Raw genomic sequence first — 16107 nt, 5'->3', positions numbered from 1 at the left:
GTCTGAGGTCCTCCTAACTATTTCTGACGGTTTTTTAAACGACGTTCACGTTTTTTAACTTTATCCATTTCCCATTTCATATTACGTTTATAGCCAGGTTTAACCTTCTTAGGTTTACGGACAAGAGATTTCGCTTTTTTGTCAATTTCGTTTTCTTTTTTCTCACGGTTTTGACGTGCATTACGTTCTTTCATGTCGATTAGTTCACCGTTTTTAATGTCTTTTGGTTGGAATGGAATACCCATTTTCTCAACGCGTACGATTGCATCTTCTTCTGAAGGTTCGAATATTGTGATAGATGTCCCTTTGTTCCCAGCACGAGCTGTACGTCCTACACGGTGAATGAAGAATTCTAAATCCGAAGGTAATTCGTAGTTAATAACATGGCTGACTCCCGGAATATCGATTCCACGTGCAGCAAGGTCTGTTGCAACGATGTATTGGAATTCCAAGTCACGTACTTGTTTCATCACTTTTTTACGATCACGTGGAGATAGGTCACCGTGAATACGTCCTGCTTTGACGCCATTATTTGCTAAGAAATCAGCAACATAATTCGCTTGTGAACGCGTGTTAGTGAATATAATAGCTAAATAAGGGTTGATTGTTTTCATCACTTCAAGTAAACGACTGTTTTTTGATTTACTACGAGTTGATACTAAATAGAAATCTAAATTATCCGCTACTGGTCGTTTATCATCCATTTTAATATGGACCGGTGAAGACATATATTTTTTCAAGAATGGTTGTAATTTCTCAGGAACTGTTGCTGAGAATACGAACATTTCAAGTGTTTCGGGCATTTGAGAAGCAAATTTATCGATATCCTCGATGAAGCCCATGTCGAATGCAAGGTCTGCTTCATCTACCACAAGCATTGGCGCCGTATATAATAACAAAGCTTTTTCATCAACTAAATCACGGATTCGTCCTGGTGTACCGACAACAATTTGCGGTTGTGTTTTTAGTTTATCGATTGAGCGTTGTTTGTCTGTACCCCCGATGAACAATTTGGCTTGGATCGATGTTTCTTCGATTAGTTTTTGCAACTCTGCATAAATTTGTGTTGCAAGTTCACGAGTTGGTGCAGCAATTACCGCTTGCACTTCCTCTTTATCTGCACGGATTCGCTCTACGATTGGAATAAGGAAACTATGTGTTTTCCCCGTACCTGTATGCGCTTGACCGATAGCACTCTTTCCTTTTAACACCAAAGGAATTATTTCCTTTTGGATAGGCGTTGGTTCTGTGAAACCTAATTTCTTAATTGCATCTTGCAAAAAAGGTTGAAAATTGTAATCTGTATATTTGGACATAATTGTCCCTCCTAACTTACTTACCTTATTGTAACATGATTCGTACATTTAGTAGACCATTTGCATATGATATCTATTAATAGTACGTACGTCAATTCAAGGTGACCATTATTTTATAAAATAATGGTGGTTCTTGACAAAAATGTGCAAATTTCAAGGAGAAAGGAGATCATTAATGCGCTATTCATCATTTTATCCATTTGCGCAAGGTTTATCGCAATCTGGGGGTGCATTAGGTGGCGTAGCCCAGGGCGCTGCTAACATGTTTGGTGGGGGTGCTGCTGCAGCTGGGCCTAGCGCTGCTGGTATGTTCGGTAGGGCTGCGGCATCTGCTGGTCCTGGGGCTGCTGACATGTTCGGTAGAGCTGCGGCATCTGCTGGTCCTGGGGCTGCTGGCATGTTCGGTAGAGCTGCGGCATCTGCTGGACCTGGAGCTGCTGGTATGTTTGGTAGGGCCGCTGCTGCTGCTGGTCCTGGGGCTGCTGGTGTTGCAAACGCCGCTGGAGCTGTTGGCGGTTTGGCGAGGATGGATCAATATTTGGCAACTGCTGACAAATTTATGTCCACCGCACAACAATTCACTCCAATTTTCAAGCAAATGTCGCCAATGTTCCAAAACTTACCTGCACTTTATAGATTATACAAAGGTTTTAAATCAATCCCTTCATCTGATGGGGCCGGAGCTCGGGATAATACAGGAGGAGCTACCACTCGCCAGGAGTCACGCTCTTCTGATAGTGACTTAGATTTTGATAATGATACGCCAGAACCAAGAACATCAATCCCTACCACACCTAGACCTTCGACACCTCGAATATTCCAACCACCATTTATACAGTAAAATCGTAACCGATTCTTTGTATTAAGGTGGGCTGTCCGTTATAATGGTATTTAACGAGCAATGAAGGGAGTTCGGATCATGCAAGTAACTAAAATCACGCCACGAGGATATTGCTATGGTGTTGTTGATGCCATGGTCATCGCGCGCAACGCTGCATTAGACAAAACATTACCTAGACCTATCTATATTCTCGGAATGATCGTTCATAATAAACATGTAACGGACGCATTTGAACAAGATGGAATTATTACTCTTGATGGTGAAAACCGTAAAGATATTTTAGAAAAAGTCGATAAAGGAACAGTCATTTTCACAGCTCACGGCGTATCGCCCGAAATTCGTGAAATTGCACGTCAAAAAGGCTTAGTGTCAATTGATGCTACATGCCCTGACGTAACTGTAACCCATGACTTAATAGCCGAAAAATCACAAGAAGGCTATGACATTATTTATATTGGGAAAAAAGGACATCCAGAGCCAGAAGGTGCCATTGGTGTTGCTCCTGATCATGTACATTTAGTGCAATCTATTGAAGATATCGAACAATTACAATTAAATCGCGAAAAATTACTTGTAACGAACCAAACGACAATGAGTCAATGGGATGTTGCGCATTTAATGAAACGTTTGGAAGAAAAATTCCCAAATATCGAAGTGCACAAAGAAATTTGTCTAGCAACTCAAGTTCGCCAAGAAGCTGTCGCTAAGCAAGCTGGTGCAACAGATTTATTAATTGTTGTTGGAGATCCAAAAAGTAATAACTCTAACCGTCTAACTCAAGTTTCTGAAGAAATTGCGCATACAAGATCATATCGTATCGCAGATCTTTCTGAATTGAAATTAGAATGGTTAGAAGGTGTTAATACTGTTGGTGTCACAGCTGGTGCCTCTACACCAACACCAATTGTTAAAGAAGTAATCAAGTTTTTAGACCAATACGACCCTGCGGATCCAGAGACTCATAATATGGAACGCTCTGTCACAATTGATAAAATCTTACCTAAAATTAAAACGCCAAAGCCGGTTGTCAAAATCGATCCATACCCGGCTTCGAAATAAAATTGATAAGCCCCTGATGTTGAAAGATTGCATCAGGGGCTTTTTTTATTGGGTGCGTTGTAGTGTGAGAGTGTTACTCATGCGACTTTGGCGCTGCTTGCGTTGGCTTTGGCTCTACTCACGCGGGCTTTGGCGCTGCTCGCGTTGGCTTTGGCTCTACTCACGAAAGCTTTAGCCCTACTCACGCGGCTTTTGGCGCTACTCGCGGGCTTTGGCCCTACTCGCGTGGCTTTTGGCGCTACTCGAAAGCTTTAGCCCTACTCACGCGGTTTTTGGCGCTACTCGCGGGCTTTGGCCCTACTCACTTCGGCTTTGGCTCTACTCACGAGAGCTTTAGCCCTACTAACGCGATTTTTGGCGCTATTCGCGGGCTTTGGCCCTACTCACTTCGGCTTTGGCACTACTCACGGAATCTTTGGCCATACTCGTGTCCTCTTAGGCACTTCTAAGGCAAATTTCAACTCTACTCTCCCCTTTTAATCTCACAAAAAACCCCTGCCAAATTTACTTTTGGCAGGAGTTACAATTCATTTTGCAACTAAAATCAAACGAATTGGAATGGTTCTGTCGAGATTTTAGAAGGGATAAATTCACAGTTTAGTTTTTGTAGTTGGCATAGGTTTTGCATTTTATTGGCTACGCCTACCTTCATAACGCTTTCGACATGATGACCGGGATCTACTATTTGAAGCCCTATTGCTTCTGCATCTTGTGCGACGTGGAAGTACATGTCACCCGTTACATAAACATCTGCTCCAGCACGTTTAGCTGTATGGATGTATTTGTTACCATCTCCACCTAGTACGGCAATTTTCGAAACAGTTGAAGTAAGGTCTCCTACTACTCGAACAGCAGGAACTTGTAAGGATACTTTCACATGCTCAGCAAATTGTTTAAGTGACATCGATGATGGTAGTTTACCTATACGACCAAGTCCCATTTCTTTTGCTGCTGTCTCTAGTGGAATGATATCATACGCTGGTTCTTCATATGGATGGCTGTTGAGCATCGCACGTAGTACTTTGCTTTTGATAGACTTAGGCACAACGACTTCGACTTTCACTTCTTGTTCGACGTGTAGTTCGCCTACTTCACCCGTGAAAGGTGTTGCTCCTGCAAGTGCTCGGAAACGTCCTTCTCCTTGCATTGTGTAGCTACATGAGTCGTAGTTTCCAATTTGTCCTGCACCAGCTTTAGCAAGTGCTTCGCGTAGTTGGTCTGCTTGATCAACTGGCACAAAGACTGCTAGTTTAAACATTTCTTCACTATACGTTGGTACTAGTACCTCATAATTTTGTAAGCATAGCGCTTCAGCAAGTAAATCGTTTACACCGCCTTCAGCGACATCCAAATTCGTGTGGGCAGCATAAACTGCAATATCATTTTTGATTAATTTTTCGAAAAGCTTTCCTTGTGGTGTGTCTGTTCGGAGAGTTGAGAGCTTTCGGAAAATAGGTGGGTGATGGGCGATGATCAGTTCACAACCAGCTGCAATAGCTTCATCTACAACTACATCGTTGACATCAAGTGTCACTAATACTTTTGTGACAGGTTTGTTTAGGTTACCGACGTGAAGACCGATTGGATCATTGTCCATTGCAGCTAATTTTTTTGGAGACCAACTTTCGAACAGCTGAATGATTTCTTGTCCATTGGTTTTTTTCATCGCTTCAGTACCTCCCCAACTGCTTCAATCAAATTTGCTAGCTCATCTGATTTTGCTAATATTTCGGGTGTTTGCTCAGCTTTTTGTAAGGCTTCGCGTACGTGTCCCCATTGTTCAACTTCTCTTGTCCATTTACTATGGAATACATCAGAGTGTTGTTGTTTCAATACTGGACCTAATAACTTTTCAAGTTCACTTAAATTCATCTCTCCTCGTTCTAGTACAAGGATTTCATAAATTTTCTCATCCTCTAATAGGATAACCTCATCGATAATTTTCCAACTATTTTGTAATGCCCATTCACGGATGACTTTTGCATGTATATTTGGCTGTAGAATTAGGCGCTCGACACCTTCTAATGCTAAGGGATGCTTTTCTAAAATAGACGTGATTAGTGGTCCACCCATACCTGCAATTGTAATGGCAGTAACCTCGTCCCCTGGTTGGATAGCTGCAAGGCCGTCTGCAAGTCTTACAGTAATTTTATTTGTTAGTTGTTCTTTTTGGACTTCGTGGCATGCTGAATCATAAGGCCCCTTTACTACTTCGCCAGCAATAGCGCTCTTTGCGATATTGTTATGTACGAGATAGCAAGGTAAATAAGCATGATCACTCCCAATATCTGCGACAATAGCGTCTTGTGGAACGAATTTCGCAACGGTTTCTAGTCGTTTTGATAGTTTTTGTGCATTCATGGCAGAAGCCTCCTTTCATTTTGTATTGTATCGAAAATATACTTTTTTGCATAGAAAAACCCTTATCCTCTAAGGAGAATAAGGGCTCATGCATATATAGTGATTTAATTATTTCAAATCAGCGATATATTTAGCCATAGCGTCAAGGTTATCTGCTGGTACTAAACCACCAGGCATGCCGCCTTTACCATTTTGAAGAATATCTTTAGCCTCATCAGCTGATAAACCTGTACCGTGTAGGTTTGGTCCCATGCTGCCTTCTAGGTTTTCACCGTGGCAAGAGATACATTTACTAGCAGCGAATGCTTCAGGATCAAATTCACCTGCTGCTTCTTCACCTTTAGCAGATTCTTCAGTTTTAGTTTCATCGCCTTTTGCGATTTCTTCTTTTTTGTCTGCTCCATCAAGAGACATGAAGAAAATCAAACCGATACCAAAAGCCATAATTAGGATATACGGAATAATCGGATTCTTTTTCATCAATTAACCCTCCTCATAAGTTCAGTCTTATTTCTAAATAAATAGAATCAGTCAACACTTAATATTGTACTTCATTCTATTGAAAACGAAAAGACTTATTGGGGAGTTTTTCGGCGGAATGTGTCTAATTTGCCATATTCGTCACATTAACATCCAATTTGACGAGCAATTACCATTCTTTGTACTTCAGAGGTTCCTTCTCCAATTTCTAGCAATTTTGCATCCCTCATATAGCGCTCCACTTCATATTCTTTCATGTAACCGTAGCCGCCGTGAATTTGAATGGCTTGATCAGCAATTTCCATAGCAATTTCTGACGCATATAATTTTGCCATTGCTGCCTCTTTTGTAAAAGGCTTGCCTTCGTCTTTTAACCATGATGCTTTGTATACCATATTTCTTGCCAATTCTATTTTCATTGCCATATCTGCTAATTTAAATTGTGTTACTTGGAAAGATGATAATGTTTGGCCGAATTGCTTGCGTTCTTTTGAGTAACTGAGCGCTCGCTCGAAAGCAGCCTGTGCAATACCGACCGCCATAGCTGCAATACCAATTCGTCCACCATCTAGAGTGACAAGGAATTGACGGAAACCATTTCCCTTTTTACCAAGTAAATTCTCTTGTGGCACACGTACATTTTCAAGAATTAGTTCTGTTGTATTAGATGCATTTAAGCCCATTTTTTCGTAACGATCTAAAACGGTAAAACCTTCCGCATCTGTAGGAACAATTATGGCGCTAATTTCTTTTTTTCCATCTTTTATATCTGTAATAGCTGTTAATGCTAGATGTTTGGCATAGCTAGCATTGGTAATATACACTTTGCTACCATTAATAACGAAATCTTGCCCATCTTCTTTTGCTTGTGTTTCGGTACCCCCAGCATCAGATCCAGCGTTTGGTTCTGTTAATCCGAATGCCCCGAATGATTCACCAGTACAAATAGGTGTTAAATATTTTTCCTTTTGCTCTTTAGTACCAAATAAGTGCAGTGGAGCTCCCCCAAGTGAAATATGAGCGGAATATGTAATACCTGTAGAGGCACATGCTCGGCTCAATTCTTCAGTCACAATGGCAAAACTCGTTGTGTCTGCTCCTGCTCCGCCGTACTCTTCTTCAAACGGCAAGCCCATCATCCCCATGTCAGCAAGCTGTTTGAAAATCTCCTTTGGAAAAGCTTTCGTGCGATCGCGTTCAATTGCTCCTGGTGCTACTACTTCATCAGCAAACTCCTTCATTGTTTTGCGAATCATTTGCTGTTCTGATGTAAGATCAAAATTCATACAATCACTCCCCTTTGTGAATACGCTTACACATTAGATTATACAGAAACAAATTGTATATTCATAGAATAAAACGCATTTAACGAGAAAATATGAAAATATTAGAAGAAAAGTATGTATGTGAAAATAATTAATAATCCACCTGCTCCTGAAATCATAAAGTAGATTAGTTTCATCCATATACCCGAAACTAGCCATAAAAAACAATTCGCTATAATTACAATATGCATCGCTAGTGGACTATCAGGTAAATAGACTTCAATAACTCTGACTGAGATTCCGAGTAATAGAAGGGCAGCCGCAGTATATGCAAGTGTGGTTAAAATATCTTTTTGCGTTGCAAACTTAAAGACGTAGAATAGTAAACTAATGATTGTAATAGATACGATAATAATAGGAAAAACGACAAATTTCACGCTTATTAAAAATAAAAATACGAGTAGGGAGATTGTACTCACACCTAATAATGCCATTATCCATAGTTTTTTTGAGCGCTCTTTTGAAAGAATAGCATTTTTCGAGCTAATTTCGAGTTCGGTAGTAGCTAACTCCTCCCCTTCTGCATATAAAGTGGATAAAAAATCACAATAATGCGCTGGTAATAAGTTGTTTTCCTTCCAAAATAAGATTTCATTTAGGATTGTTTCTTTTCGTTGATTCTTCATCTAGTAGTCCCCCAACTAAAAAACCAATTTCATCCATAATTTTACCTTATTTATATAAAAAAGGCACCCCTGTAAAGGAGTGCCTTAAGGACTATTCTAAAAAGTCTTTTAAACGTTTGCTACGAGATGGATGGCGCAATTTTCTTAGTGCTTTCGCCTCGATTTGACGAATACGCTCACGTGTAACGCCAAATACTTTCCCTACTTCTTCCAGTGTACGCGTACGTCCGTCATCTAAACCAAAACGCAAACGTAACACATTTTCTTCACGATCAGTTAATGTATCAAGTACATCTTCTAATTGTTCTTTTAGTAGCTCATACGCTGCATGATCAGATGGTGATTGTGCTTCTGAGTCTTCGATAAAGTCTCCTAAGTGTGAATCATCTTCTTCACCAATTGGCGTTTCTAGAGAAACTGGCTCTTGTGCTATTTTTAAGATTTCACGAACTTTTTCAGGAGTTAAGTCCATTTCTTCTCCGATTTCTTCAGGAGATGGTTCACGACCTAAATCTTGTAAAAGTTGACGTTGTACACGGATTAGTTTATTAATTGTTTCAACCATGTGTACAGGAATACGGATTGTTCTCGCTTGGTCAGCAATCGCACGTGTAATGGCTTGGCGAATCCACCAAGTTGCATACGTACTAAATTTGAATCCTTTGCGATAGTCAAATTTTTCAACTGCTTTAATAAGCCCCATATTACCTTCTTGGATTAAATCAAGGAATAGCATACCACGACCAACATAACGTTTCGCGATACTTACTACAAGTCGTAAGTTGGCTTCTGCTAATCTCTTACGCGCTTCGTCATCACCTTGCTCGATGCGTTCAGCAAGTGCAATTTCTTCTTTTGCACTTAATAAATCTACGCGACCAATTTCTTTTAGGTACATTCTTACAGGGTCATTAATTTTAACACCTGGAGGTACGCTTAAATCATTTAAGTCAAACGTCTCTTCAGCTGCACTACCTTTTAATAGACGATCAAGATTTTCCTCATCACCGTCTTTTCCACCAAGCTCAATACCTTTCGATTCTAATTGCTCGATAAATTCTTCTACTTGGTCTGCTTCCATTTCGTAGGATTGTAGTTTATCTGCAATCTCTAGGTAAGTTAATTCACCATTCTTTTTACCTGAATCTACTAAAAGTTTTTTTGCTTCTTCTAGAGTGTGTTCATGTTCAACTACTGGTTTAATATTTTTAGACTTGTCTGCCATAGGTGTTTCCTCCTTCAACAACCGAATCCGCATCACATTGCCGATAACGATTTTCTTAAATCAATTACTTCTTGTGAAAGCTTTAATGCACTTCCGAAATCATGCATTTTCTCCGCTTCTTTTAATGCGTGATTCTTATCTTGAATTTGCTGCTCAATTTTATACTTTTGAACTTGTTTCAAGCAATCCGAGATCTCTTCTTCGAGATGCTCAGGATCACGATCTGCTAAAGCTGCTTCCATTGCAATTTTTCGTAATTCACTATCTTCTAGAACTTCAGCGAATCGCTGATAATCTGCTTTCTGGTGGTTTTCATAGAAACCTATGAGATGTACATAGACCGCTAAATAGTCATCTCTAACAAATGGTTCTTGCTCCGCTAAACGTACACGATCAACAACGTCAATGTTATGTAACATGTGTGCTAGAAGTAATCTTTCAGCACGATCTATCGCTGTGATCTTCTTTTTAGGGAGCCTCATTTGCGGCGCAGGAGACTGTTGTTGCTCTTGACTTTTTGAGTTTTGAGCAAGCTGTCCTTCCTTTTGGCGCAGTTGCATATTTAGCGTGTCTTCTGAAATACTTGTTTCTGTTGATATTTGCTTTATATATAATTCCTTCTCGATTGGTGATATTCCTCCAACTAAATAGTTCAAGGCTTCATCCACATACTGCAATATATCATTATTAAATTGGAAGTTTTTGTTTCTGCGTGCAAACATCAGCATAAATGCTATATAACTGTGTGGTTCTTCAATAATCTTAGCTTTAAAAGATTCTTCTCCAAACTGCTTTATATAGTCATCCGGATCAAGTCCTGTTGGGAGTACTGCAACATCTACTTTCATCTTTTCTGCGTGTAACATTTCCGCAGCTCGCTTTGCAGCCTCCCAGCCGGCTTTATCTCCGTCATAACAAACAATGATACGTTCAGCTAGACGTTTTATCTTGTTCAAATGTTGCATCGTAAGTGCTGTTCCCATTGTAGCAACAGAATTATGAACATTTGCCTTTTTACCTGACAGAACATCCATAAAACCTTCAAATAATACAATCTTTCTCTCTTTACGAATAACCGGTCGAGCTTGATCCAAATTATAGAGGACTTGCCCTTTATGGAAAATTGGTGATTCTGGACTATTCAAATACTTAGCGTCTTCTCCAGTATTGTCAATTATCCGACCTGAGAAAGCAATTATTCTCCCACCTTCATCTTTGATTGGAAACATTATTCTTTCCCGAAAGCGGTCAAACCATCCAGAGCCATCTTCCTTTTGAATAATGAGTCCACATTGTTCCATTTCTGCTAATTCGAAACCTTTTCGTTTTAACAGTTGAGTCAGTGAATCCCAATGGGGTAAGGACCAGCCAATGCCATAAGATTCGATAAGTTCCTTCGTAAATCCTCTTTGTTGCAAATATATAAGAGCTTTTTCTCCTTCCTCCGTATTAAGGAGGAGGTGCTGATAATACTCAGCCGCAAAAGCATGAGCTTCTTTCATCCGCCCTTCTTCTTTAGAAATAGGGTGCGTTTGTTCTTCAGAAGTTGATACCTCTACATGAACGCCCACACGATCACCTAACTTAGCAACCGCCTCTTGGAATGGAATATGATCGATATCCATCAAGAATGTAATAGCGTTCCCTCCAGCTCCGCAACCAAAGCAATGGAATATTTGTTTATCTGTAGATACAGAAAAAGAAGGTGTCGATTCACCATGAAACGGACATAAACCAAACCAGTTTCTGCCTCGCTTCGTCAATTGAACATAATCATTGATGACATCAACTATATCTGCCTGAGAACGAATTTGTTCAATAATTTCTTCAGGTATTCTTTGAGCCATTCCATCACCATCTTTACTTGCTAATAACTGAATTCGAGATAATCATTTAAAAGTCCTGCATATTTCGACATAAAAATTTATATTTTATTATGGAAAGGTAAAAATGCTTATATACATTTTTACCACAATTTTTTATTATAAAACATTTTGTCTGAAAAATCTATCACTTTTTTATAAAACACACAAAAAAACCTCCCCAGGAACGGGGCGGTTAGCATACTTATCTCATTGTTTTGATAATTGAATACGATGCAGTATATCATTTGCAGTTTCTTCCACTGCACGATTCGTCACATCAATGACATGACAACCGATGCGATCGACAACTTTTCGGAAATGTACAATTTCTTCATTGATTCGATCAAGTTTCGCGTAATTCGCACCGTCGTTTAATCCAAGTGCAATCAAACGCTCTTTTCTTATATTATTCAACTTTTCAGGTGAAATTACAAGCCCAAAGCATTTTTGAGAATCCACTAAAAATAATTCTTCTGGTGGTTCCACCTCGGGAACAAGTGGTACGTTTGCAACCTTATAACGCTTATGCGCTAAATATTGCGATAATGGTGTTTTTGAAGTACGTGAAACTCCTACTAACACTATATCTGCTAGTAATAAGCCTCTAGGGTCGCGACCATCATCGTATTTAACTGCAAATTCAATTGCTTCAATCTTTTTAAAATAATCATCATCTAATTTTCTTACTAACCCAGGCTCTTCTACAGGCTCTATTTTTAAAGTTTCTTCCAATTTCCCCATTAGTGGTCCCATCAAATCAATAGCTGGAACAATCATGTTATCACTTAAGTGTTGTATATAAGAACGCATTTCTTCTTTTACTAGTGTATAGACGATTATAGCACCTTGTTCAGTAGCTAAATGAACGATCTCATTTAACTGTTCCAAACTCTCCACATGAGGGAAACGCTTCAAAAATGTATCTTGCATTCCTGGTCTAAACTGACTGATTGCAGCTTTCGTGACAAGTTCTCCTGTCTCTCCAACTGAATCAGAAACGATAAATACGGCTAATTTATTCATTGAATGCATCACCTCACAAATCATGGTTATCCGCAAGCGATAAAAATGCCCGCGTAATATTTGTTTTTGTTAGCCGACCTATGACTTCGTAGCCATCAGGATGTTCAAGGACGACAGGTAGCGCATCAATTTGTCTTTCAATAAGCTTTTGGGCTGCTTGAATCAATCCGTCTGTCTTCATACAGAATGCAATATTAGGCATTCTAGTCATTATAATATGCACTGGGATGTGATTTAAGTCCTGATTTCCAATACTTGTGCGAAGCAAATCTTTCCTTGATAGGACACCTGTCAAGTATGCGTTTTTGTCTACAACAAAAAGAGTTCCAACGTCTTCTAGAAACATCTGACAGATGGCATCATATACTGATATATTCTCAGATACCACAACCGGAATTGATTGAAAATCTTTCACTTTCATATTCATCATGCTATCTATAACAGCTTGACCTGTCTTTTTACCAGAATAAAAATAACCCACACGTGGTCTAGCATCTAAATAACCTGCCATTGTAAGTATGGCTAGATCTGGTCTTAGTGTTGCTCTAGTCAGTGAAAGACGCTCAGCAATTTGTTCCCCCGTTATAGGGCCATTTCCTTTAACAATTTCTAAGATCTCTTCCTGACGTTTGTTGAGTTCTATTGGACTCACCGCCTCAAAAAGTGTTATACTCAATACTTAATAATTATATACTATTTCACTGTATATTGCTAAGAAAAGAAACGCGTGTTACAATGTGTTCAAATCATATAGGCGATGAACGGAAAATAAGTATCATTTCAAAACATAGCGAGTGGGGAAAGTGAAAGCCTACAGGAAATGAGAAACGGCAACCGGGAGCTATTTTTTTCAAAGAGGACTAAGTTTGTTCTTAGTCAATCGGGGTGGAACCGCGGGTCATTACGCACTCGTCCCCGGGCATTAGTGCCCGGAGACGGGTGCTTTCTTATTTTCAATTACTTTTTGGAGGGATTTTCATGGCAAAATCAATGGAAAATATCGTTAGCTTAGCAAAACATCGTGGATTCGTATTCCCAGGATCTGAAATCTACGGAGGTTTAGCAAACACTTGGGATTACGGCCCACTTGGTGTAGAACTAAAAAACAACGTAAAAAAAGCATGGTGGAAAAAGTTCGTTCAAGAATCACAATATAATGTTGGTCTTGATGCAGCTATTCTAATGAATCCAAAAACTTGGGTAGCATCTGGTCACGTCGGTAACTTCAATGACCCAATGGTTGACTGTAAAAAATGTAAATCACGCCATCGTGCAGATAAATTAATCGAAGATGCAGCATTAGCACAAGGTCAAGAAATTATCGTAGATGGTTTACCATTAGATAAAATGGCTGAAGTTATGAGTGAATATGACGTAAAATGCCCAGATTGCGGCGAACAAGATTTCACAGAAATCCGCCAATTCAACTTAATGTTCAAAACTTTCCAAGGCGTAACGGAATCTTCAACAAATGAAATTTTCCTACGTCCTGAAACAGCACAAGGTATTTTCGTGAATTTCAAAAACGTTCAACGTTCAATGCGTAAACGTACACCATTCGGTATCGCACAGGTTGGTAAATCTTTCCGTAACGAAATCACTCCAGGAAACTTCACTTTCCGTACACGTGAATTCGAACAAATGGAACTTGAATTCTTCTGTAAACCAGGTACTGAATTAGAGTGGCATGCTTACTGGAAAGACTTCTGTAAAAACTGGTTATTAAATTTAAGTATGTCTGAAAGCAGTATGCGCCTACGTGATCACGCGGACGATGAACTTTCTCACTACTCAAATGCTACAACAGATATCGAATTCCAATTCCCATTCGGTTGGGGCGAACTTTGGGGCGTAGCGTCTCGTACAGACTTCGATTTAAAACGTCATATGGAACATTCAGGTGAAGATTTCACTTATATCGATCCAGTTACAAATGAACGCTATGTACCATATTGCATCGAACCATCATTAGGAGCAGACCGTGTAACTCTAGCATTCTTATGTGATGCATATGACGAGGAAGAATTAGAGAACGACGACAAACGTACAGTTCTTCGCTTCCACCCTGCTTTAGCACCTTTCAAAGCAGCTGTATTACCACTTTCAAAAAAATTAGCAGAGCAAGCGAATGACGTTTGGGCTGATCTTCGTAAAGAATTCCCAGTGGATTATGACGAATCTCAATCAATCGGTAAACGCTACCGTCGCCAAGATGAAATTGGTACACCATTCTGTATCACATACGATTTTGACTCAGTAGAAGACGGCCAAGTAACAGTACGTCACCGCGACTCAATGGAACAAGTTCGTATGCCGATTGCAGATGTTAAAGCTTATATTGCTAAACATCTTGAGTTCTAACAGCTAAGCTAAACTGAACTTAATAAACAGTAACATTATCAAACCAAAAAGAGTCGTGATGGGATATTCTATCACGGCTCTTTTTATACCCCTTATAAATGTTCCTCGTCAGCAATTTAACATTGAATAATAAAATTTTCTACATAATAAAAAGCAAACCATATATACTTCTGTAATTTGTAGTTGAAATATTGTTTCTTCCATTAATAGAACCAAATTGATTAATCCCAAAATAGGGATAAAGTTATTAAATAGGGAGCAATTCAAACCCGCTCTACAGCCCTTATAGATTAATTTTAGTAGTCTTTTCTAATTCTCTAATCTATCTCTAATGCTCCAATTTCAACAACTGAATTATCTCTTACTTGTTTTAAAGAAAGTAAAGTTAATAAGCCTGCAAAAAGTAAAAATGCAATGAGAAGCATTCCTGAAGTTAACGTTAAAGATCCTAGAATCATTGGGCCAACGAAGCCACCTAAAGCCGCAAATGAGTTTACAAGTGCAATACCAACAGGTGCTGTTGATTCAGTGAAAAAGAATGTCATATAAGCAAAGAAACATCCAGTAAATCCATAAAGCCCAGCAGATGTAATAGTAAGCATAGCAACCATTGATAAAGGTGTTGTTACAAAACCACATCCTATGAATCCTAAAATTGCAATTATTAAACATACGATAAGATGTGATTTATAAGTATCAGTTCGATCCGTATTCCAACCTGTAAAAATAATTGCCGGAATTCCTACTAATGAAGGAATCATTGCAAGCCAACCGATTTGCATGTTAGATGTATCTACAACTGATAGGTTTTTTATTATTGTTGGAATCCAGAAAGACAAACCATAGATGCCTGTATAACCAGCAAAATAAAAAAATGCTAACTTCCAAACTTTAGAGTCCTTAAGCATCTCTTTCTTAGATACTTTGTTGACCTTTTCACTTGCTCTTCGTTCCTCTTTCAACTCACCCTCAAGCCAATCCTTCTCCTCGGTAGTTAACCACTTCGCCTCTTTAGGTCGATTTACTAAATAAAAGACAACTATCACACCTAAAATAATTGCTGGAATCCCCTCAAGAATAAACATCCAACGCCAACCTTGGAGATTAAACCAAACAACATTATCAATAATCCAAGCCGAAAGTGGCGCTCCTATTAAACCACCAATCGGTAATGCTAATAATAAGACAGCTGTTGCTTTACCGCGTTCTCTAGAGCGGAACCAATAAGTCAGGTATAAAATAATACCTGGGAAGAATCCAGCTTCTGCGACCCCCAATAGGAATCTTAAAATATATAAATGCGTAGCACTCTGAGCAAAACCAGTTAATATTACTAAAATCCCCCAGGAAATCATAATTCGAGCAATCCAAACTTTCGCACCAACTTTATGCATAATCATATTACTTGGAACTTCAAAGAAGAAATATCCTATAAAAAAGATACCTGACAGCAATCCGAATACTTCAGCACTTAAAGCTAAGTCAGCATTCATTTCTAAAGCTGCAAAACCTAAGTTAACTCTATCTAAATAAGCAATTGTGTATAAAATCAATATGAAAGGCAAAATTCGAGTCATCGTTTTTCTAAGAGTAGACTTTTCTATACGTGAAATAGCATTCATAAA

The 16107-nt window shown here is 39.1% G+C and carries 14 protein-coding genes; 3 read left to right on the top strand and 11 right to left on the bottom strand.

Annotated features, from left to right (window positions below; translation table 11 throughout):
* Positions 1 to 17: 17 nt before the first annotated feature.
* A complete protein-coding gene (locus tag MKY02_RS06400; protein ID WP_038186954.1) occupies positions 18 to 1316 on the bottom strand; it encodes a DEAD/DEAH box helicase in 1299 nt (432 codons plus the stop codon).
* 175 nt (positions 1317 to 1491) lie between these two features.
* Between MKY02_RS06400 and vrrA the strand changes: the two genes are divergently transcribed.
* On the top strand, positions 1492 to 2157 hold the full coding sequence (gene vrrA, locus MKY02_RS06395; protein WP_051448766.1) for a VrrA/YqfQ family protein: 666 nt from the start codon (positions 1492 to 1494) through the stop codon (positions 2155 to 2157).
* A gap of 78 nt (positions 2158 to 2235) precedes the next feature.
* On the top strand, positions 2236 to 3216 hold the full coding sequence (locus tag MKY02_RS06390; RefSeq protein ID WP_038186957.1) for a 4-hydroxy-3-methylbut-2-enyl diphosphate reductase: 981 nt from the start codon (positions 2236 to 2238) through the stop codon (positions 3214 to 3216).
* Positions 3217 to 3760: 544 nt separating this feature from the next.
* Here MKY02_RS06390 and MKY02_RS06385 read toward each other — a convergent pair.
* The 9 genes from MKY02_RS06385 to MKY02_RS06345 form a co-directional block, all read right to left on the bottom strand.
* A complete protein-coding gene (locus MKY02_RS06385) occupies positions 3761 to 4882 on the bottom strand; it encodes a Nif3-like dinuclear metal center hexameric protein (protein ID WP_038186960.1) in 1122 nt (373 codons plus the stop codon).
* Positions 4879 to 5577: a tRNA (adenine(22)-N(1))-methyltransferase gene (locus MKY02_RS06380; protein WP_038186962.1), complete on the bottom strand. Its 699-nt coding sequence runs from the start codon at positions 5575 to 5577 to the stop codon at positions 4879 to 4881. The genes MKY02_RS06385 and MKY02_RS06380 overlap by 4 nt, the downstream gene beginning before the upstream one ends.
* A gap of 108 nt (positions 5578 to 5685) precedes the next feature.
* Positions 5686 to 6057 (bottom strand): cytochrome c550, encoded by a 372-nt coding sequence (cccA, locus tag MKY02_RS06375; protein WP_038186963.1) that lies wholly within the window; start codon positions 6055 to 6057, stop codon positions 5686 to 5688.
* A gap of 146 nt (positions 6058 to 6203) precedes the next feature.
* A complete protein-coding gene (locus MKY02_RS06370) occupies positions 6204 to 7343 on the bottom strand; it encodes an acyl-CoA dehydrogenase family protein (RefSeq protein WP_038186966.1) in 1140 nt (379 codons plus the stop codon).
* Positions 7344 to 7444: 101 nt separating this feature from the next.
* Positions 7445 to 8008, bottom strand: a complete 564-nt coding sequence (locus MKY02_RS06365; RefSeq protein ID WP_038186970.1) for a hypothetical protein — start codon at positions 8006 to 8008, stop codon at positions 7445 to 7447.
* Between the two features lie 91 nt (positions 8009 to 8099).
* Entirely contained in the window at positions 8100 to 9233 is a 1134-nt protein-coding gene (gene rpoD / locus MKY02_RS06360) for an RNA polymerase sigma factor RpoD (RefSeq protein ID WP_038186973.1), read from the bottom strand.
* A gap of 32 nt (positions 9234 to 9265) precedes the next feature.
* Complete coding sequence (gene dnaG / locus MKY02_RS06355) at positions 9266 to 11080, bottom strand: DNA primase (protein ID WP_340710811.1); 1815 nt, start codon at positions 11078 to 11080, stop codon at positions 9266 to 9268.
* A 225-nt stretch (positions 11081 to 11305) separates the two neighbouring features.
* Positions 11306 to 12121 carry a pyruvate, water dikinase regulatory protein gene (locus tag MKY02_RS06350; protein ID WP_038186979.1) on the bottom strand — a complete coding sequence of 272 codons (816 nt, stop codon included), beginning with the start codon at positions 12119 to 12121 and terminating at the stop codon, positions 11306 to 11308.
* 13 nt (positions 12122 to 12134) lie between these two features.
* On the bottom strand, positions 12135 to 12773 hold the full coding sequence (locus tag MKY02_RS06345) for a helix-turn-helix transcriptional regulator (protein WP_038186982.1): 639 nt from the start codon (positions 12771 to 12773) through the stop codon (positions 12135 to 12137).
* A 326-nt stretch (positions 12774 to 13099) separates the two neighbouring features.
* Between MKY02_RS06345 and MKY02_RS06340 the strand changes: the two genes are divergently transcribed.
* Positions 13100 to 14482, top strand: a complete 1383-nt coding sequence (locus tag MKY02_RS06340) for a glycine--tRNA ligase (RefSeq protein ID WP_038186984.1) — start codon at positions 13100 to 13102, stop codon at positions 14480 to 14482.
* Between the two features lie 317 nt (positions 14483 to 14799).
* Here the strand turns inward: MKY02_RS06340 and MKY02_RS06335 are convergent, their stop codons facing one another.
* Positions 14800 to 16104, bottom strand: a complete 1305-nt coding sequence (locus MKY02_RS06335) for an MFS transporter (protein WP_038186986.1) — start codon at positions 16102 to 16104, stop codon at positions 14800 to 14802.
* Positions 16105 to 16107: the final 3 nt, after the last annotated feature.

The organism is Viridibacillus sp. FSL R5-0888 (genome assembly GCF_038009105.1).
Taxonomy (GTDB): domain Bacteria; phylum Bacillota; class Bacilli; order Bacillales_A; family Planococcaceae; genus Viridibacillus; species Viridibacillus arenosi.
Note: the sequence above shows the minus strand (reverse complement) of the source record. Positions and strands in the feature narration are given on the sequence as shown.